We start from the raw sequence: 19,234 nt of genomic DNA on the forward strand, positions 1-19,234 counted from the left end.
ATAACTCAAATTAAATTTAAGTTATAAATTGTAACAAAGATGAAGTTTAGTACAAGAATTTTAAGTTATATCAAAAGCAATTTTATTTTCTTGTTTGCTCATATAAATCCTTAATTTTTTTCCCTTAATTAATCGGCGATTCAGTATTTCTTCAGCTAAGCAACTTTTTATTTCTTTTTCAATCAGCCTCTCTATCGGGCGTGCTCCCATTTCCTTATTGTAACCAGTCTGTGCAAGGTAAGATTTTGCTTCATTTTCTACTGAGCAACGTATGCCTTTTTGCATGAGTTGTTCTTTCAGTTCCTGAACGAATTTATCTACAATGTACAGAGTCACATCTGCATTTAAGTCAGCAAAAGAAATCACTGCATCAAGACGATTACGAAATTCAGGACTAAAAACCTGCTCCATCGCTTTTTCGCTATCACCAATGTTAAAATCTTTGTGTCCAAAGCCAATCGAGCTTTTACTACGTTCAAATGCTCCAGCATTGGTTGTCATAATTAAAATTACATTGGAAAAATTAACTTTACGTCCATAAGTGTCTGTAACACAACCATAATCCATGATTTGTAGCAATATATTGTAAATATCACTATGGGCTTTCTCGATCTCATCAAGAAGCACGATACTATATTGATTATTAGATACGACTTCTGTAAGCAATCCACCTTGGTCATAACCTACATATCCAGGAGGGGAACCAATCATTCTAGATATTGTATGAGATTCTTTATATTCAGACATGTCAAAGCGTACAAGATTCATACCCATACTTTTTGCTAGCTGTTTTGCAAGTTCAGTTTTTCCTACGCCAGTTGGCCCTGCAAAAAGATAATTTGCTAAGGGTTTATTATAATCTCTTAGACCAGATTTAGCAATTTTAATAGAATTAACAAGAGATTCTATCGCTTGCCCTTGACCAAAAATTACCTTCTCGAGATTTTCTTTTAAAGATTTGATTTTTTGTATGTCGTCAAATTCAGATCCACAAGGTACGTTTGTAATCCTAGTAATAGTGTTCCTAATGTCTCTACTATTCACAACTTTTCGTCTGTTTTTTTGTAGCTTACAGTAAGCCCCTGCTTCATCTATAACATCAACCGCTTTATCGGGTAATATCCGCCCGGTAATATATTTATGTGACAGTTCGGCTGCAGACTTAATAGCGTGTTTTGTATAATATACTCCATGGTACCCTTCGTAGTAGTGCTTTATACCGCTCAGTATTTTTATTGTCTCATTAACAGAAGATTCTTTCACATTAATTTTTTGAAACCTTCTTGCTAATGCCTTGTCCTTTTCAAAGCTATTGCTATATTCTCTGTATGTAGTTGCACCTATACAACGCAATGTACCCCTTGCAAGTGCAGGTTTGAGTAGATTGCCAGCATCAAGGAAGCTACCACTCGTTGAACCTGCACCAATGATAGTATGTATTTCATCGATAAAAAGGATAGCACCAGGTTTTGTCTCAATTGCCTTTATTATAGATTTTATTCTCTCTTCAAAATCACCTCTATAGCGTGTTCCTGCGAGGAGTGATCCTAAGTCCAGAGCATAAATTATGCTAGACCTCAGTGCACTTGGAACACTGCCTTCAATGATTTTCAACACTAGACCTTCAACTATTGTTGTTTTGCCAACACCAGGATCTCCAACATATAGAGGATTGTTTTTTCTACGTCTTAATAAAATTTCTATAGTACGATCTAATTCATAGTCGCGACCAATAACATAATCTATCTTTTTACTTCTCGCATAATCATTTAAATTTTTACAATAACTTTGTAGAATTTCCTCATCCTTTAGCAACTCACCTTTATTTACTGCAGTAGAGACGTCATTATTTTTATCAAGCTTTACTCTACGATTAGTAGTGTACTCATCCATATCGCTTGAGAGTTTCATATTGGATATGTGGTAAATTAAATTAGAATCCTTTGCATTTTGTTTCTGCAGTAGGTCTTCAATGTATAAGTCTTGCTCAGACAAAATTTCAACTAGAACATTTGCTCCATTTACTTCTTTTCTTCCCAAGCTATGAGCCCGTATTATGGCTCTATGTATTATACATTGAAATAGCGAGTCAGGCTTAATTCCATCGATGGTTAATTCAGAATTATCTTGTAAAAAACCTTTGATGTTATGACCATTAATTTTAACATTACATCTTGATAGAATATTGTCTATATTGATGATTTCATCAGTTCTAATATTACATCTTGACAGAACATAATTTACATCCACGTCTTTAATTAACGCCAGCAATAAATGTTCTACTTTTGCGTATTTAAGATTAAAATTAGAGGCAATCAGTAGCGCCCTATTCAAACTTGCCTCTAAATTTTTAGAAATCATCTTTATGCTCTATTAAAATGGGAACTTATATATCATTGATAGCACACAATTATTAAAAAAATTGAAACCCTGCAGTTTTTTATAGCGAAGTCCCGTGTAAAGAGCCTGTTACAAAGGAATTGGATAGGCCAATTGTAGTTCCTTATAATAAAGAGCCGTGACGAAAAGGGAGCGTCTCTTGTATCAACTATGTTTTTTAAAAAATTTTTTATTTGTGTAATTTTGCAACTTGACCCAATCATGTAGGTAATAAAAACCCATTCGTCATAGGAATAGAATTTTATGTCAAACAGCTATTGCCTGCTTAAGCCAATGAATATGTGAATAAGTACTTTAAGTTTGTGTGGGTTTGTTTTCAATATAATTGTTTGCCTGTTGAATTAACATATCTATTACGTCTTTTACAGGTTTTTCTTTATCAACCATACCAACACTCTGACCGGCCATTAAAGACCCAGTTTCAACATCTCCTTCAATTACTGCTCTTCTTAAGGCTCCAGCCCAGAACTTTTCTATTTCAAGCTGCCCATCTTCTTTTGAGATCTGCCCCTTTTGGTATTTACCAATAACTTCTCTTTGATGCGTCATAAAATCATCACTCGCTTTGTTGGCTATAGCTCTTACTGGAATTACAGGAAAATCAGCACTTATCTGTACAGAAGATACCGCATTACGTGCAGCTGATTTTATAAACACCTCCTTAAAATTTTTATGAGCAATAGACTCGTTTGTACAGACGAATAATGTACCTATTTGGCAACCACTTGCCCCCATTTTAAGGTAATTAACCATCATTTCACCTCTTCCTATTCCTCCTGCGACAAACACCGGTGTTTGTTCATTTTTGAGGTGAGGCAATATCTCTTGTGCAAGAACAGAAGTGCTAACAGGACCTATATGCCCACCTGCTTCCATCCCTTCTATTATTAATGCATCCACTCCCATTTTTACTAGTCTTTTTGCAAGACTCAGTGATGGTGCAAAACACATTACCTTAACGCCAGCATTCTTGATTTTCTCTATACTAGGTTTTGTTGGTAGCCCACCGGCAAGTACTATATGGCTTACTTTCGTTTCAATACACACATCTATCAACTCACCCAAGCTTGGGTGCATAGTGATTAGGTTTACGCCGAAAGGCTTACTAGTTAATTTCTGTGTCTCTATGATTTCTTTTTTCAATAGGTCTGGAAACATTGCACCACATGCAATTACACCAAAACCACCAGCATTTGAGATTGCCGAAACTAAGTTTCTCTCTGAAACCCAGCTCATAGCACCACCCATTATTGCAAACTCACTACCAAGAAAATTCGTTCCTTTTTTCCATAGGCTACTCAACATATAATTATATTATGCGTTTAAAAATGTTTTGTTTATCTATAAATGTGTGTTTTAAAGCAGCAAGTATATGTAAGACTATAAAGAATACCATAAAGTATGCAAGCATTGAATGTGTCCCATTAGCTATATTAGCTACCTCTTTGTTTCTACTGATTAACAAAGGAATATGAAAAAGATACTTGATCTCTCTACCAGAAGCGGAAGACATTATATAACCAGATAACGGCATTAATATCATTAAAGCATATAAACCAAAGTGCACTGTTTTGCTTGCATTGATTTCAAATCGGGAGAGAGTTGCTGGAAGTGATGGAACATAAGTAAAGACACGAAAAAATATGCGCACTATGATTAGTCCAAGAATAGTGACCCCGAAAGCTTTATGAATGGCGTATATGTTAAATTTAATTTCACTACTCATTGGTAGGCTTTTCATATAAAAACCAGAGCAAAGCATACCAATAATAAAAACAGCCATCACCCAATGGATAATCCTTAAACCTAAACTGTATTTATTGCTTTCCATTTTGATTACCTGACCTGATCATCTCAAAATAGCATTTATATAATAGAAAAACTATTTTTCAATTAAAATTATTTGCTCGCCGCCTTGATCAACACTTGCAATATCATGGATGACACATAACTGCATAAACATTGTGTTGTTCGACTCTACAGAAGAGAGTCATATCACCCTGCCCTAAATCTAAGCTCTAAGCATAGAAATCACTTTATCGTAGCTTGGCAAAGATTTAATTTCTCCAATCACAGCTAAAGTGGTTTTCTCGTGCTGAGATAATAACTCTTCTGCTGCTTTTCTCACGTCAGTAGTGGTAACCGCACTAGTTTTTTCTATTAGTTCATTTTTACTGATATACCTATTATGGTTGCCATAGTAGCGCCCTAAAGCTTCAGCACGAGAGCTGACACTTTCGCGCGACATCAAAATTTGTGATTTTACTCGCTCTTTTACTCTATTGACTTCTTCTTCCTTCAGATCATCTGTAGACAATTTCTTTAGCTCCATCGTTATGGACTTTAAGAGTTTGTCTAAGTTGCTACTATCTGTACCAGCAAAAATGGAGAGAATTCCTGTGTCGGTGTAGCTAGAATTAAACGAATAAACAGAGTAAACTAACCCCTGCTTTTCCCTTACTTCCTGGAATAAGCGCGATGACATTCCACTTCCCAGTATAGAATCAAGCACCTGAAATGTGTGATATTTATCGTCATAGCGAGAGACACTAGGCAACCCAATTAGCAAGTGTACTTGATCTAATTTACGATGCTCCAGATATTCACCACCTGTGTAATTTGCATTGTGTTTTCTCTTTAGCTCTTTCGAATGAATCTTTGAGAGAAAATCTTTAGTTAAGTGAACAACTTCTTCATGATCAACGTTCCCTGCAACAGAAAATATCGTATTCTCGCCAAAATAATGCTCATCTATATAGTTGTTTAGATCTTCTCGAGTAAATGATTTTACGGTTTCTTGTGTGCCTAAAATTGACCTGCCAAATGGTTGATCCTTATAAGCGGCTTCAAAATATTTGTCAAAAATAATGTCACTTGGCGAATCGTTAGTTTGAAAAATCTCTTGTGTTACAACACCCTTTTCACGTTCCAATTCATCTTCTGGAAACGTCGAATTTATCAATATATCTATTAATATATCAATACCAGTTTTTATGTCTTTTTTAAGGACTTTCGCATAGTAACTGGTGCTTTCCCTACCAGTACTAGCGTTGAAAATCCCACCTATGTCATCAAAAGCCTTTGCAATTTCAAATGCAGTCCTCGTCTTCGTCCCTTTAAAAGCCATGTGCTCTAGAAAATGGGATATACCATTTTGGTTTGCACTTTCTGCTCTACTGCCAACACCGATCCGCATATTTAAAGCTACGGAATCAACATCACGTACTTGCTCAGTTATTATGCGCAGACCATTATCTAGTTTTGTTACCTGTGGTATATTCATCTTATTATGTATTCTTTTTCAAATTTTCTTCTGCAAAGTCCCAATTGATCAAGTGATCAAGGAAAACTTTTATATAGTCAACTCTACGATTTTGGCAATCTAAATAGTAAGCGTGCTCCCAAACATCCATAGTGAGCAGTGGAACTTGGTCATAAATTAATGGCAGATCTGCATTTGGAGTTTTGGTAATTTTGAGCTTCCCTTTTTCAAGCACTAACCACACCCATCCACTACCAAATTGGCTTATTCCATAACTCGAAAATTCCTCGTAAAATTTATCGAAGCTACCGATATCATCTTGAATTTTTTTTGCCAGAAAACTATCATCTTTAGGTTTACCACCGCCATTTTTTTTCATTGAGCTCCAATAAAAAGTGTGGTTCCAAACTTGAGCTGCGTTGTTAAATATAGGCACTCTGTCGCTATTGCCATGAACTTTTGTTATTAATTCCTCAATTTTCACATGTTGATAATCCGTACTTTCAACCAGCTCGTTGAGCTTGTTCAAATACCCTTTATGGTGTTTATCATAATGAAAATCTAAAGTCTTTGCAGATATGTAAGGCTCTAAAGCTGCCTTATCGTATGGTAATTCAGGTAAAGTGAAACTCATGCCAACCTCTTTAACTTCTAACTTATTGCGATGGTAGAGCAATATGTGCTCTCGCGCAACATATAATTTAGTTAAAATATTTATGTATCTATTGTAATTATTATAAAATAAGTTATAATAATACAGTAATATTAATAATAATTACATTTTATCCATAGTTTTTTTAGGAGGCTAATATGTCAAGTCCATGTAAAATTAAAACAACATACGGAAATTTTAAGCAGTATGCCAAGCACGGGACTGTTCCGGTTGCAGAAAATAACAATCAAGTTCCACAAAACTGTTTCTATAAGTCTGTTGACCATATCAATAGTGTTGTGGGGCCAGTGAAGGACGTTACTTGTACAACAATAGGAATGATTACTTTTGCACTAGCTAATATAGTCTTACAACCTTTATATCTAGCATTTGCGTATCTTTCATACTGGCCAGCGAAAGGGTTAGCGAAAGTAACAGATAAGTTTAGTTTTGAAGAGAAGTCGTTGGTGGACTATTCAAACACGCTATCAAAGAAGGCGGGTGAGCACAGTGGAAAAGTAGCTGAATTTGTTGGAGCAGTTTTGAGTTATGCTGTTAGTGCTGTCATTTGGACTGCTGCACTTGTTGTCACACCAATAACTTGGACTGTTGATAAAGTGTCAAGTAAGCTTAATGATATGAAAGCGCCTGAAGATCAACAAGAGAAAAAAGAAGTTACTGCATAATAACTAATCTGCACAATAAATGCCCATAGCTTCAGCCATGGGCATTTCAGCGTTATGCACATACCCATATAAACATTGTGGTTTGAACCACCAGAAAAGCATCATCTAAGTAGCTAGACACTACAACGGCAAAAGCCACTCCACCTTTAGTATTACCCAAAGTAGGCTAGCTGCGTGACAAAATATGGCATTAGGCTACTTTTGTTATATCTAATCAGGCATATTATGAGTAAATGAATTTTAATACAATCTTATTATACTTATAAATATGCCGTATAGAATGAAAGTATGGAAGATTTCATAACTGCAAGAAGGAAAGATGATGCTGTGATATCTGTTTGTCAGGATAATAGGAGAAAGACTTTATCAATTTTAGGACTTAATCAAGCTGCAAAAGATTTGTTGAAATATGAAAATGAGAGTCTACTTAATAAGCCACTAATCAGTGTTTTAAGTGCAAGAGCAGCTGACGATGTAAGGGATTATTTGGAGTACACCGAAGATGGGCAAGATTTACTTGACATACTGCCTAAAGTGATAGGTTTTTCTTTGGTTGACGCCAAAGGAGAAGATATCAGGACAAGAGTGAAAGTTTTTCGCACCATGCAATTCACTAATAACAAGATTAATTATGAGCTGTTAATACGTGACATCAGCCTGTTTCATAAATTAAAAATGTTTAGAGATAAGTATCTAATGGGTAAAAAATACAAAAACCATGACTTATTTAACATTCCGGACAATGAATCCTCTATTCTAGAGCTACGTGTTGTATTAAATTTCGCTCTGCAGCATCAAATTAATGTCACCGTAGGAATTATTGGGTTTGATAGTCACTTTGATAAGATAAATGATGCGCTGAAAACTGTTATAGAGCATTTTCATAAAAATTGCCGCAGTGATGATTTTCTTGGGTACATCAACAAAAATAAAATGCTCTTTATCTTGATTAACTGCGATGCAAAAAGTACACCCAAAGTAATTAATCGTATATATTCTGCCATCAACAAGCAGTTGCTAAAGCAAAAATTACCCAGCATATCAATAATTTATGGAAATATGGCTCAAAAATTGGCAGCAAAGTCCAGCTCCTAGCCAAAAAAAAGCTTTCTGAAGGGTTGCCCTTTACCTATATTGAGTTTAAACTCAGGTTTCTGTAAAGATTTGGGTTTGTTAGTGAAATTGAGATACTGCTTAGTGACACTGCTTTTATTATTGCTTTCGCAAAATGACGCTAGTGCCAGGGTAATTCTGGATAAGGGAATATCTTATGCAGAGCTGGACGGAAAAGTAGATTTGAGGTTTGGTTATGCTTTTAACAAAGATTCTTTCAATACTAAGCCCAGAGATAAAATTTCAAGTTATTCATACTTGCGTTTCCTCTATTTACAACAAGTTTATCCAAATACTCAAATGGGAGTGAATGCTAGAGTGGGGGTTTCTAGTATTGCAAACATGAGGGCATTGGACATAGAAAAGTTAGACATGGAGGAATGGTATTTTATCATTAAAAATCAGGGGCTTGGATCAATTGAATATGGCAAAAAAAGTTTGGTCAGCCAGAGCATGTTGATCAATACCTCAAAAATTCATGTGGCTGCTGGCGGAATAAATGGTCACTGGACAAATTATGCAAATTTGCGTGGCAGTAAGGGTACCGGCGCTGGGTATGACAAAGACAGGGTCTTTTGGGTTAAACCCAATATTTATAGCAATTATAACGGACTTGAACTAAAGTTAAAACAACTAGCAATAAGCTATATCTCTCCTGAAATTTACAATTTTCAATTGGGATTCAGTTATGTTCCAGGGAAGAATAACTTACATTATAGCAATCTAGTTGCTGCTGGCTTTTCCTATAAGAATAGCCTATCAGATGATATAAATCTTACTGCTGCTTTAACTGGTGAATTTGCAAAGGAGAATTTAACTGATTGCTCAGACGGAACTTGTGAAGGTTATAAATGCCTTAATCAACTACTACACTGGAATGTCGGGTTGAAACTCAAATTGTTTGATCTTGATTGCATTGCTTCATATGGCAATGGTGGTAAATCCGGTCAGAAATGCAATCCTGAAACAAATAATACATACTACATGAATGCAGGTGTCGCTTACCGTTCTGATTCCTGCAAATTGAGTTTAACATATTTCAATAGTGGTCGAAATATTGCAAGCAAAGGCACGAACAAGTTAACATCGTATGCTTTAAGCCTTGAAAATTCTTTTTTCATGGGCACTTCATATTATTTAGATATTGTAAAGTTTAATGCTGCAGAGCCAATCGAAGAGTCCAACAACAACTCAGGTTATGTGCTTTTGGCTGGGCTGAAGTTGAGTTTTTAATAAATGCACTATCACAGCTTAGGTAGTTTTACTTTACTTAACAGCCAGCTTACTACATTATGTACTTAGTGTATTGTTGTATTGGAGTATGCTACAGCTACTAACTTTACTTGTTATTATCACTTCAGTTGTATTTTTTGGTCATCTAGTTCCAATAGAAGCAAAAACCTTCTTGTACTCATTGAGCTTAAGCATCAAAGAAATTTTGCTATTCATAATGCCTCTTATTGTTTTTGCATTAATCTTTAGCAGTATCAATAATCTTAAGCAGTCGGCTATAAAGTTCATATTGCTGCTTATTATAGCGATTTTTTTATCGAATCTGACTTCAAGTTTAATCGCTTATTCGATTGGGCATTTCGTTCTACAGAGCACTCATTCAATACAGGATATAACATACGAAGAAACAATAGCTCCTTTGTGGTTATTTAAACTGCCCGCGCTGATTTCTAACTTTCATGCTCTCGCTTATGGGGCTTTATCTGGCATAGTTGCGTCTGTATTTCTACCAAAGAAAAGTAAAGAACTTTCGCACAAAATGTCAGGTTTAACTCTGTTTATTCTAAAAGTCTTTTTGATACCAGTTATTCCAGTATTTGTACTTGGGCTGGCTTTAAAGATGCAACATGATCAGGTCTTATCTATAATATTTAAAGATTGCTCAATAATCTTTGTTATTATAACATCCGCAGTTTACTTTTACATTTTTCTCCTATATGGAGCAGCAAATTCGTTCAAAATTACAAGGTGGATAACTAGTATAGGTAATATGATGCCGGCATTTATTACTGCAATGAGCACAATGTCTAGTAATGCAGCTATGCCGCTTACTCTCGAAGGAAGCAAAAAAAATGTAAAGCAATCTGAAGTAGTATCCTCTATTGTACCAATAACTGCCGGCTTTCATTTAGTAGGTGATTGCTTTTTTATTATCATATTATCGATGGTAATAACTTCCGGCTATGCATTATCCACAACAGACTACGTAACTTTCCTTCTCTATTTTTTATTGTTTAAGTTTGCTATCGTTGCGGTTCCAGCAGGAGGAATTATGGTAATGCTACCTATTCTTGAGAGATATCTTCAATTCTCTCCAGAGATGCTCTCATTAATTACAGCATTATATGTAGTGTTTGATCCAATAATAACTTCAGCAAATGTTATGGGTAATGGCGCCTTTACTATGATGTTTACAAAGCTCTATGATAAGCTTAAATAATGTCCATTTTAGCAATTGATACTGTAGGTTCTGGTAGTTCAATAGCAATAGTTGATCATGATGGCAAGTGTTTAGTAGAACACAATTCCACCAGCAATAGCCACGCAGAATCTTTTTTTCAAATTTTAGATACTCTGTTCAGTAAGCACACCTATAACTACAATAAAATAGACTATTTAGTGGTAGTGGTTGGACCTGGAAGTTTTACTGGAATCAGAGTTGGTATATCAGCTGCAAAAGGCATAAATCTTGCTATAAATAAGCCATTATATGGAGTTAGTGCACTGGAAGTTCAGGCGTACGCAATATCGTTGCTTTGTGCAAATAGCAAAAAAAATATCAGAGCTATAATTAAAAATGTTAAAGGGTTTTACACGCAGTTATTTGATTTCAGTTTATTACCGCTATCACACCCAACCGTAGCGCTTGACATTTCTGGATCCCAGTGTCCAGATACTGGGACAACAAACAATAACTGCATCACATATATGGATTGCAATCTATCCGCATTAAATGCTAGCCACGCAGGACTATTAGCCCAGTATAAGCTAGAAAACAAACAAAAGTTCGGTGAAGTTGAAGCTCTGTATTTAAATGAGCCTCAGTATATGAAATTATTATGAGTTACCCTTTTACGTACACTCTATCAATTTGACTAAGTCTGTATATCTGACGTTTTATTTCCTCAGCTACCTCCTTTACACTCATGTTTGAATTTTCTATTTCCATGGCATTAGGTGGTATAAATAGATTACGCGTCCTGAATTTTTCTATAATGCCACTTATGTTAGTTGCCCTCCTATTTTCCCTCTGTCTTTTTAATTTAATGCGTTTTTGTAGTGTATGTAGATCGCACCTGAGCATTACAGGAAGGATTTTTGTATTCATTCTTCTGCTAAGCTCTGCCACTGAATTGTACATTCTCACGTTGTAGTCACTATTTTGCATTAATTCGTCAATAAATATATAATTTTTTGAATGAACTGGATAAGCTTCTATTGCCTGAAGCATAATTTGTGCAATGTTATACATTCTATCTTGGACTTCTTTAGGGATTTGATCATATTCAAAGATATTATCATATACAGAGCGAACTTGAGCGTTGTTAAATAAGTTGCTGTTTACAATCAGTGCATCTATCATGTTAGATAATTCTATTGCTGTAGAAAGCTTACCACTCCCTAAAAAGCCAATAATATATACGAAAACTCCTGTTATCTGTTTCTTTGTATTAACGTTTATCATATTATTTATAATGTTAAAATCTATATTCATAATAACATGAAACTTAAGCTTTAAAACATTTGAAACATTACATAGAAAAATTATTTTTACGGTTAAGATATTATGTAATTTAAAGACACAAATTTTATACAAGTCTCATAGACTATATAACAATAAATTATTTACTAAGAATTAATAGCTCCTTTACCTGGTTTACCTAGCTTCAAGCTAGAAGTATGAGTTTACTATCAGTCTCTTTTCTTGTATAAATCTTTAGAAGATCCTAGTTGAAAATTGTGTTGTTAACAAAGAGCAAGGTAAAAAGGGACCTAGCCTATGCTTATCAGATTTTGTCTTACCTTAAGCTAGACGATCATACATACACTCACCTTTCAGTGCGTTCTGAAGACCAGAAATCTTTTTATATTTATCCATTTGGTATACGCTTTAATGAAGTAAGTGAAAATTCATTAATGAAAGTGTCATTTGATGGAGATGTAATTGAGGGAAAAGAATATCAATATAATAAAACTGGCTATATAATTCACGGTTTTATTTATCAAGCAAGGAAAGACATTCAAGCGATTTTTCACCTTCATACACCCTCTATTGTGGCAGTTTCCTCTCTTAAAGATGGACTACTCCCAATAAATCAATGGGCACTGCACTTTTATAATAAGGTATCTTACCATGATTATAATTCCCTAGCGCTTGATAATGAGGAAGGAAAAAGATTAATAGCTGACTTGAAAGGAAATTTTGTGATGTTGATGCGCAATCATGGATCTATAACATGTGGCAGGACTATACAGGAAGCAATGTTTTATACATATCACTTGGAACAAGCATGCAAGACTCAATGTTTAACATTAGCGATGAACAGGGAATTATCAATTCCAAGTGAAGAAATTTGTTCAAAAACTGTAAAGGATCTTTTGTCTTTTGAAAGCAATCTTGGTGAGAGAGATTGGCACGCATGGATCAGATTAATTAAAAATAGGTCATAAGAAACTTTCTGTATTATATCTACATGTCCCTTCTTGTCGCCAAGTAGCCGCCTATAATGACAGGATTGTGGATTCCAGCGCTATTCCTACACCACCATCAGTGTCAACTAATTCTATACCGCTATTTGTTGCGCGAATTGCCCTAGCAAAACAAGTATTCATGCAGATGTACGTCACATGCTGAGATGACAGGAAAAGAACTTACTGCTACACTAAAAAGAAAAGAAACAGAACATGACAGAATGGCTAGTATCTAATCAGTTTATCGATTATAACCATGCTGTAAAATTCATGGAAGCAAAAATTCAAAGAATTTACGATAGTTTATCTGATGAGCTGGTATGGCTGCTCCAGCACCCTCCACTTTACACAGCAGGGATCAGTGCAACAGATGATGACATTGTTGAAAAATTATTTCCTATATATAAAACAGGTAGAGGTGGTAAATACACATACCATGGCCCGGGGCAGCGCATTATATATTTAATGTTGGACCTCAGAAAAAGAAATAAATGCGATATAAGGCTATATATTAGAGACCTCAGTAATTGGATAATAAATGTTTTGAAGTACTTCAATATATTTGGAGAATTCAAAGAAGATAGAATAGGCATTTGGGTGAATAACAATGGAATAGAAGAAAAAATAGCAGCTTTTGGCATTCGTGTAAGAAAATGGATAACTTATCATGGCATAGCACTTAACGTCTCTCCAGATCTTTCTCACTACAGAGGCATTATTCCTTGCGGGCTGAAAGATTATAGTGTTACATCAATGAAAGAACTAGGAGTTGAAGTTTCACTTTCTGAATTGGACGACATACTAAAAAAAGAGTTTTATAAGATATTTTAATGCACTCCATTATTATTTACATTTTATACTTCATCCTTGTTTTGTGTATTAACACGGGTGTCTATGCAGTTGATCAAGTTGATATTATTGCTCCTTCTTCGAAGGGAAAAGAGTCAGATCTAACTACCATAAAAGAATATGTGGAAGCCTTGGGTTTTTATCCCCATATTGAGGAGAAAATATACAGTAACGATAATCCATTCTACTCTAACTCCGATGAATTCAGAGCAAATGATTTAATTAGCGCCTTAACCGATGATAGCAAAATAATTTGGTGCATTAGAGGAGGAACAGGAGCTTCTCGGTTAATTTCTTATCTAGAGAGATTGTCAAATGATAAAAAAGAAAGAATTGCCCAAAATAAAAAAATTCTCATAGGCTATAGCGATATCACTGCCTTGCACATCTACCTACAAGCAAAATATGATTGGCAAACTCTTCACGGTGCCATGTTGGAAATGATAGTAAATAACTCCGTTTCTGAGAGCTCTGTTGAAAAATTAAAAGAGTTAGTTCTAAACAAACGTGATTCTATTAGATTTGATAACTTAAAAATCATCGACAATGGTATTAAGCTAAAAAATGGCAGATTAGAATCTAAGATTGTTGGTGGTAATATGACTTTAGTTGAAAATAGCGTAGGAACTGCTTGGCAAGTAAATGCAAAAGGCAAAATTTTATTTCTAGAAGACATAAGAGTTTATCCATACGCAATGGAACGCAGTTTAGATCACCTAAAACAAGCTCATATTTTCGATGAAGTGCAAGCGGTGATTTTTGGTAGCTTTACTGATTCCGGTAACGATAATCTTATCGAAATTGTAAAAGAGAGATTTGCAAAAAGTGTCAACTTTCCGGTGTTCACAATTCAAGGAATAGGCCATGGGTATACAAACGATCCCCTACCCTTTAATACCCACACTACCATCGACATTCAAGACGAGAAAAAAGGTCTGTTTTTTATGGATGTAAAGCTCTTGCATAACCTGCTTTCCGATTAGTGTCAAAACTTGTTTACACTCCTTCTAAGTATTCTGCAGTTGCGTTTCTCTTAAAAATTCCTTATGCAAGAGGCCTAATGGTGTAGCAGTGCCTAACTGCATACAAGCATAGGCCCGCCGAGCCTATGTAAATTAAGTAGTTAAAGGATCGAACAATAGGACCACAATCCTTGAGGTTGTTCAGCGTTTGGGTTGTCAAGGTTCCTACTTGGTGCATTATTTCTTACCACTTCTTCAAATGCCTGTACTTTTAATGTAGGAATATGTCTCTCCTTAATATCTTGAAAATCTACAAAGTTAATCAGAGTTATGCCACCACTTCCCAGTTCTTTTCTAAAATCACTTCTATGAACTGCAAAGAAGGTTTGTATACCAGCAAATGTCATAGTTTTGAAATCACATTTATAATGTGATGATAAAGCATCAATTAATGGTTTATGGTTATGCAGAAAAATTTCTTTTTTTACTTCATTAGCTTTATTAATTAAAATATGGGCATATTCTGGTTGTAAGCTTTCTTGGTTACCAAACTTACTGCGTACATTTTCATTTCTTTCCCATATACTAACTAGATTATCAATGTTGCTTTCTCTTAAAAAGTCATACAGTGGCTTATTTTCTTTTTCAATCTTTTTGGCTTCTCTCTGACAGTTTTGAAAGTGCTGTAAATAATTATTACGCCTCTCGTTTGAAGTGTTTATAAATTCATCTTTTCTTTGTAAGTTCTCTTCACTTACATATAAACCGACAATTTCTAACTTTGCTATGTGATTTACTATCAGCTCAACGACGCCTATATGGCCTTGTTCAATAGCCATATTTAAAGAAGTACCAAGCGAATTTTCTGCATTAATATTTGCTCCGTTTTTAATTAAAGCCCTTACTATCTCTTTCCGACCATACAAAGCAGCAAAATGCAAAAGAGTCATTCCTTTGTTATTTTCTTTATTAACATCCGCTCCGTTCCTAATTAACAGCTTTACCATTCCTTCTTGGCCGTTGATGATAGCATAAAGTAAAGAAGTTATTCCTTCATTGTCTTCTTTGTTAATATCCGCTCCGTTCCTAATTAACAGCTTTACCATTCCTTCTTGGCCTTGAACAGTAACCCTATGCAAAGGAGTCCTTCCTTTATTATCTTTCTTATCAATATCCGCTCCGTTTCTAATTAACAGCTCTGCTATTCCTTCTTGACCACCCACAATAGCTCTGTATAAGAGAGTATGTCCTTCATTGTCTTCCTTATCAATATCCGCTCCGTTTCTAATTAACAGCTTTACCATTCCTTCTTGACCACTTATAGCAGCTCTGTACAAGAGAGTATGTCCTTCATTGTCTTCCTTATGAATGTCTGCTCCGTTTCTAACTAACAGCTTTACCATTTCTTCTTGGCCTTGTATAACAGCAAAATACAAAGAAGTACGTCCTTCATTATCTTCCTTATCAATATTTGCTCCGTTTCTAACTAACAGCTTTACCATTTCTTCTTGGCCTTGAACAGTAACCCTATGCAAAGGAGTCCTTCCTTTATTATCTTTCTTATCAATATCCGCTCCGTTTCTAATTAACAGCTCTGCTATTCCTTCTTGACCACCCACAATAGCTCTGTATAAGAGAGTATGTCCTTCATTGTCTTCCTTATGAATGTCTGCTCCGTTTCTAACTAACAGCTTTACCATTTCTTCTTGGCCTTGTATAACAGCAAAATACAAAGAAGTATGTTCTTCATTGTCTTCCTTATGAATGTCTGCTCCGTTTCTAACTAACAGCTTTACCATTTCTTCTTGGCCTTGTATAACAGCAAAATACAAAGAAGTACGTCCTTCATTATCTTCCTTATCAATATTTGCTCCGTTTCTAATTAACAGTTCTACCATTCCTTCTCGGCCATAAAAAGTAGCTATATGTAAGATAGTCATTCCACCTTCATTTACTGCCCCAAATATATTTGCTCCTTCTTCCGCCAACTTTTTAGCTTGTTCTGCATTATCCTGCATGAGAGCATAAAAAAGCTGTTTATTTAATTCCCTTTGTTGTATTTCATTCATGGTTTACTTCACAATTTCATTAATTTATTTTAATATGTAAAAGGAATAATGTCAACCCAACTATTACCACCCGGCAGCGGCGGCAGACCGAAAGCTTCCCTTGTTTCGTTGAGGGTCATGAAGCTTGCATTTTCTACGTATTTCCAGAGCTTTTGCCTTTTTTTCATGAGAATTTCTATTGCACCCTTATCATACGACAAACACAGATCCTCGCCAAATTTTGATGTCAGCCAAGAATTTAGGTGACAGACGATGTTTCCCAGCGTCGGCAAAACCGTCTGTTCCAAAAGGGAAAGACGTGCTTCAACTAAATTGTTGTAAGTGTTATCACCTGGTATGCCAAACAACTACGGTGGAACGCCAAAAGCCAGCGCAATATCGCAGGCTGAGCTATGCTTGGAAAATCCATATCCCTAGGTGTCAGGCTCATTTCTTTCCATTCCAAACCTCCTTCAAGTAATATTGGTCTTCCAGCATTGACAGAACCTGAGCAATGATCATTTATCTGTTCTTTCAGACGCTGGTACTGCCCTTGACTTAAATTTCCACTACTTCCATCTTTCGTTGATTTTATAACTATTGCACCACTTGGCCTTGCCCCATTTTGTAGTATTGCCTGATTCCAAGCGCCAGCTTGATTATGCTGGTCTATGCTGTATGCAGCTGCCTCAATTGGCAACAGACCATACCAATCACTCAGAGGATTGAAGGTTTTAAATAGCACCACTGAACGGCCAGTTAGTTTATTAACCCAAGTCATAGCTGTTATTATTTACAGTGTAGCAATATATATAAGGTTTCTTATTTTCATCCACGCAAATAGATCAAGTCTTGTTTTCATTTTTGTGTAGAATCGAAAATAAGAAGGTTTCTTATTTTCATCCACGCAAAGATAAAGCCTTATTTTCATTTTTGTGCAGAATCGAAAATAAGAGGTTTCTTATTTTCATCAAAGGGTGTCATCCCAGCGCGTGACGCTGGGATCTCATTTCATTTTTCCATCCAGCTCATGTTAGCTATAAACATCGAGGAATTCACCAAACAAAAAACAAGGCAAAAGAAATCCCGTGGGCAGCTTACTTCAAAATATATTGGTAGCTAAGCGATTAACTTGCGACTTCTTCTTTGAGTTGTGCAATTTCAGCCCTAGGAAGACCAGTAGTTTTGGCTATGATATCAATAGAAACTCCTGCTTTAAGTAGGTTTTTAGCCACTTCAATTTTTCCTTCTTGTCTACCTTCATCTCTAGCATCATCAAGTTTTTGAGCGAGGACAGCTTTCTCATCACGAATACGCTTGATCTCTTGTTCGTAGGCAATGAATTCTTTTTCTGACCAGTTAAATCTATTTAGCTCCTCATATGCTTTTTTGATGATTACATCACTTCCTATTATTCTTTCCAACTCTCTTTCACTAGTTTCTTCCGCATATTTGAAGAAGTAGACCCATTTTTCGACTATACTCTCCAATTGATCTTCCTTCGTCTTGGGAAATTTTGGCAGTTCAATAAATGTGAAATAAAAATCCTTTAGATCATGTTCATTGGTATCCTCATCCCGAATAGTGTGTTTTGATTTATACTCAGACTTATCAGGGAATAGAATACAATCTGCTATAGCAATGAAGATAATTTCTTTGAGGTTTTCATATTGATCACCTTTATTAGCCTGCCTTGAGTACGCTTTTGCAGCATAGTATTGAGCACGTTTTTCAAAACCTTTAGTTTTAGCAACCTGCATTTCGACTATCACTTGCACCCCATTTTCATCTCTGCAGAGAACATCAACAATGCTCTGCTTTTTAGAGGCAATTTCAGCATCTTGAATAGTGCTGAGAAACTCTATTTCTTTTATTTCATCCTTGCCAGTAAAGCCCAAGATATCATTGAGAAAATGAATGAGGATGTCCTTATTCTTTTCAGTACCAAAGATACGACGAAACGCTACATCATTTTTAGGGTCGAGAAATTTTGAAAAAGCCACAACTATAGTGCTTAAAAATATTAATAATTATACACAATTCTGTAAAAGTATTCAATCTTTTTGTTTTGGATGTGTTGGTCTACGAGCCCAAGCCTCATCTTGAATTGCAATCATATTAAAAAATTTACCAAATGGAGAAAAAAGCAAAAGAAGCCTCGTGGCGGCTAGTTATTTACTTTTGTGTCGAAATGTTGGCGTTTTTTTATCCTAAACGTTTAATAAGTGCGACTTAGCTGCTTTTTAATGCAGCTTAACCTTAGCCATAAACGTTTAAGAAACTCACTAAGCAGAAAAAAAGCAAAAGAAACCCCGAGTAGCTAGTTATTCACTATCTATCTTATGATATTGGCGTTTTTGATGTCTTAAACGACTTATAAGCGCGTTTCAGCTTGTATAGGTAAAAAACCAGAAGTTTTAAAAAGACGTAAGGTGCACATAGTGCAAAAAATTAAACATGAGACGCCAAATATGCTAAGTTTTTTTCTCATTTAATCTGCACAGACTGAAGATAAATAATAGCTTCAGCCCTATTATAAGTGGACTTTTGGGGGGTGT

16 protein-coding genes and 2 pseudogenes are annotated in these 19,234 nt (G+C 35.4%); 8 read left to right on the top strand and 10 right to left on the bottom strand.

The features are described from left to right. Nucleotides 1-60: 60 nt before the first annotated feature. The 5 genes from HF196_RS00730 to HF196_RS00750 form a co-directional block, all read right to left on the bottom strand. A complete protein-coding gene (locus HF196_RS00730) occupies nt 61-2,361 on the bottom strand; it encodes an AAA family ATPase (RefSeq protein ID WP_168455389.1) in 2,301 nt (766 codons plus the stop codon). A gap of 333 nt (nt 2,362-2,694) precedes the next feature. Further along, nucleotides 2,695-3,705 (bottom strand): NAD(P)H-dependent flavin oxidoreductase, encoded by a 1,011-nt coding sequence (locus HF196_RS00735; RefSeq protein ID WP_168455390.1) that lies wholly within the window; start codon nt 3,703-3,705, stop codon nt 2,695-2,697. A gap of 4 nt (nt 3,706-3,709) precedes the next feature. Next, nucleotides 3,710-4,231 carry a cytochrome b gene (locus tag HF196_RS00740; RefSeq protein ID WP_168455391.1) on the bottom strand — a complete coding sequence of 174 codons (522 nt, stop codon included), beginning with the start codon at nt 4,229-4,231 and terminating at the stop codon, nt 3,710-3,712. Nucleotides 4,232-4,411: 180 nt separating this feature from the next. Then, nucleotides 4,412-5,683: a M16 family metallopeptidase gene (locus HF196_RS00745; protein WP_168455392.1), complete on the bottom strand. Its 1,272-nt coding sequence runs from the start codon at nt 5,681-5,683 to the stop codon at nt 4,412-4,414. A 4-nt stretch (nt 5,684-5,687) separates the two neighbouring features. Further along, complete coding sequence (locus HF196_RS00750; protein ID WP_168455393.1) at nt 5,688-6,296, bottom strand: superoxide dismutase; 609 nt, start codon at nt 6,294-6,296, stop codon at nt 5,688-5,690. A 194-nt stretch (nt 6,297-6,490) separates the two neighbouring features. On the opposite strand from HF196_RS00750, the gene HF196_RS00755 reads away from it, so the two are divergent. The 5 genes from HF196_RS00755 (at nt 6,491) to tsaB (ending at nt 11,188) form a co-directional block, all read left to right on the top strand. Continuing rightward, nucleotides 6,491-7,000, top strand: a complete 510-nt coding sequence (locus tag HF196_RS00755; protein ID WP_168456227.1) for a hypothetical protein — start codon at nt 6,491-6,493, stop codon at nt 6,998-7,000. Nucleotides 7,001-7,288: 288 nt separating this feature from the next. After that, the gene (locus HF196_RS00760; protein WP_168455394.1) at nt 7,289-8,095 is read left to right on the top strand and encodes a hypothetical protein; all 807 of its coding nucleotides are present in this window, start codon (nt 7,289-7,291) and stop codon (nt 8,093-8,095) included. A gap of 81 nt (nt 8,096-8,176) precedes the next feature. Then, nucleotides 8,177-9,346 (top strand): porin, encoded by a 1,170-nt coding sequence (locus tag HF196_RS00765; RefSeq protein WP_168455395.1) that lies wholly within the window; start codon nt 8,177-8,179, stop codon nt 9,344-9,346. An 88-nt stretch (nt 9,347-9,434) separates the two neighbouring features. Continuing rightward, nucleotides 9,435-10,565 carry a cation:dicarboxylate symporter family transporter gene (locus tag HF196_RS00770; RefSeq protein WP_168455396.1) on the top strand — a complete coding sequence of 377 codons (1,131 nt, stop codon included), beginning with the start codon at nt 9,435-9,437 and terminating at the stop codon, nt 10,563-10,565. After that, nucleotides 10,565-11,188, top strand: coding sequence for a tRNA (adenosine(37)-N6)-threonylcarbamoyltransferase complex dimerization subunit type 1 TsaB (gene tsaB, locus HF196_RS00775; RefSeq protein WP_168455397.1), 624 nt, complete (start codon nt 10,565-10,567; stop codon nt 11,186-11,188). The genes HF196_RS00770 and tsaB overlap by 1 nt, the downstream gene beginning before the upstream one ends. A gap of 1 nt (nt 11,189) precedes the next feature. Here the strand turns inward: tsaB and HF196_RS00780 are convergent, their stop codons facing one another. After that, nucleotides 11,190-11,810: a DEAD/DEAH box helicase family protein gene (locus HF196_RS00780; protein ID WP_168456228.1), complete on the bottom strand. Its 621-nt coding sequence runs from the start codon at nt 11,808-11,810 to the stop codon at nt 11,190-11,192. 275 nt (nt 11,811-12,085) lie between these two features. On the opposite strand from HF196_RS00780, the gene HF196_RS00785 reads away from it, so the two are divergent. The 3 genes and pseudogenes from HF196_RS00785 (at nt 12,086) to HF196_RS00795 (ending at nt 14,649) form a co-directional block, all read left to right on the top strand. Continuing rightward, the gene (locus HF196_RS00785) at nt 12,086-12,796 is read left to right on the top strand and encodes a class II aldolase/adducin family protein (RefSeq protein ID WP_168455398.1); all 711 of its coding nucleotides are present in this window, start codon (nt 12,086-12,088) and stop codon (nt 12,794-12,796) included. 231 nt (nt 12,797-13,027) lie between these two features. Next, nucleotides 13,028-13,648: pseudogene (lipB, locus tag HF196_RS00790) on the top strand (lipoyl(octanoyl) transferase LipB); the annotation flags it as partial. 8 nt (nt 13,649-13,656) lie between these two features. Next, the gene (locus HF196_RS00795) at nt 13,657-14,649 is read left to right on the top strand and encodes an LD-carboxypeptidase (protein ID WP_168456229.1); all 993 of its coding nucleotides are present in this window, start codon (nt 13,657-13,659) and stop codon (nt 14,647-14,649) included. 140 nt (nt 14,650-14,789) lie between these two features. Here HF196_RS00795 and HF196_RS00800 read toward each other — a convergent pair whose 3' ends face one another. The 4 genes and pseudogenes from HF196_RS00800 to HF196_RS00815 form a co-directional block, all read right to left on the bottom strand. Then, a complete protein-coding gene (locus HF196_RS00800; RefSeq protein ID WP_168455400.1) occupies nt 14,790-16,697 on the bottom strand; it encodes an ankyrin repeat domain-containing protein in 1,908 nt (635 codons plus the stop codon). Between the two features lie 29 nt (nt 16,698-16,726). Then, nucleotides 16,727-17,503, bottom strand: a pseudogene (locus tag HF196_RS00805) (phage portal protein); the annotation flags it as partial. Beyond that, nucleotides 17,470-17,607, bottom strand: coding sequence for a hypothetical protein (locus HF196_RS00810; protein ID WP_168455258.1), 138 nt, complete (start codon nt 17,605-17,607; stop codon nt 17,470-17,472). The pseudogene HF196_RS00805 and the gene HF196_RS00810, both read right to left, overlap by 34 nt. A 196-nt stretch (nt 17,608-17,803) precedes the next feature. Beyond that, complete coding sequence (locus tag HF196_RS00815; RefSeq protein WP_168455401.1) at nt 17,804-18,679, bottom strand: Rpn family recombination-promoting nuclease/putative transposase; 876 nt, start codon at nt 18,677-18,679, stop codon at nt 17,804-17,806. Nucleotides 18,680-19,234 lie beyond the last annotated feature (555 nt).

It is taken from the genome of Wolbachia endosymbiont of Ctenocephalides felis wCfeJ, assembly GCF_012277315.1.
Taxonomy (GTDB): Bacteria; Pseudomonadota; Alphaproteobacteria; order Rickettsiales; family Anaplasmataceae; genus Wolbachia.